The organism is Clostridioides sp. ES-S-0190-01 (assembly GCF_020658275.1).
Taxonomy (GTDB): Bacteria; Bacillota; Clostridia; order Peptostreptococcales; family Peptostreptococcaceae; genus Clostridioides.
Genome location: NZ_JACVWA010000030.1, coordinates 1 through 1,163, shown reverse-complemented (window position 1 = coordinate 1,163; position 1,163 = coordinate 1). Strand labels below are relative to the sequence as shown.

1 protein-coding gene and 1 pseudogene are annotated in these 1,163 nt (G+C 28.3%); both read right to left on the bottom strand.

Going from position 1 to position 1,163, the window contains the following annotated elements:
- Positions 1-59 precede the first annotated feature (59 nt).
- On the bottom strand, positions 60-815 hold the full coding sequence (locus tag IC214_RS12525) for an ABC transporter ATP-binding protein (RefSeq protein WP_227834715.1): 756 nt from the start codon (positions 813-815) through the stop codon (positions 60-62).
- Positions 802-1,163: pseudogene (locus tag IC214_RS12520) on the bottom strand (ABC transporter permease); the annotation flags it as partial. The gene IC214_RS12525 and the pseudogene IC214_RS12520, both read right to left, overlap by 14 nt.

Here is a 1,163-nt window from a genome sequence, read left to right as displayed (position 1 = left end):
ATTTTATAAATAAACTAATTTGTAACTAAGCTAAAATTAAATTATCATAATATATACTTTTAAACAGCATATTCAAATTTTTCTAAGATTTCTTCAACTGTTAATTCTTCTTTTTCTTTTCCCTTTACATCTAAGACCACTTCACCTTTATGGAGCATTATCAATCTATCTCCATATTGAAGTGCATGCTTTAAGTTGTGAGTTACCATAAGTGTAGTTATATTTTTTTCTCTTATAATTTTATCAGTTAATTCAATTACTTCATTTGATGTCTTTGGGTCAAGTGCTGCTGTATGCTCATCTAATAATAGAACCTTAGGGCTTGCTAAACTAGACATAATTAGTGAAAGTGATTGTCTTTGACCTCCTGAAAGATATTGTACTTTGATATCTAAGTATTTTTTTAAATCTAGAGAAATTCCTTCAAGTAAGTGCTCTAAGTCATTTGTTTTATGACGAAGACATCTCTTTAAATTTAGCAATTTCCCCTTATTAAGAGCCAAAGATAAATTTTCTCTAACTGTCATAGAAGGACAAGTTCCTAAGCTTGGGTCTTGAAAAACTCTACTTACTATTTGAGTTCTTTTGTGTTCAGCTAAATTTGTTATATTAGTATTATCTAGAGTGATTTCACCAGAGGATTCTTTTAATAATCCCGATATTATATTTAATAAAGTAGATTTACCAGTTCCATTACTACCTATGATACTTACAAATTCACCGTCTTCTATACTAAGGGATAAATTTTCAAATATAGTATTAGGTTGACCATATGGATTTGGGAAACTCTTTGAAATATTTTTAATTTGTAACATCTATAACACCTCTTTTTTCAGATTTATTTTTGGTACTAGCCTTGCACTTGTTTTTTTTTAGTGAGATATTTAAGTTACCAGTAGCTAAGAAAGCTATTATAACTATGGCAGTTATTAGTTTTAAATCAGTTGATAACATACCTAAACTCATTGCAAAGTATATAGTGAATTGGTATATGAAAGAACCAACAATTATTGCAGTAGTATTTTTAATAAAAGTAAATTTCTTAAATAATGTAATACCAATTATGATAGAAGCAATTCCAAGTACTAAAGTTCCGATACCCATATTTACATCTGAGAATCCTAAGAATTGAGCCATCAAACTACCAGATAAAGCTATAAGTC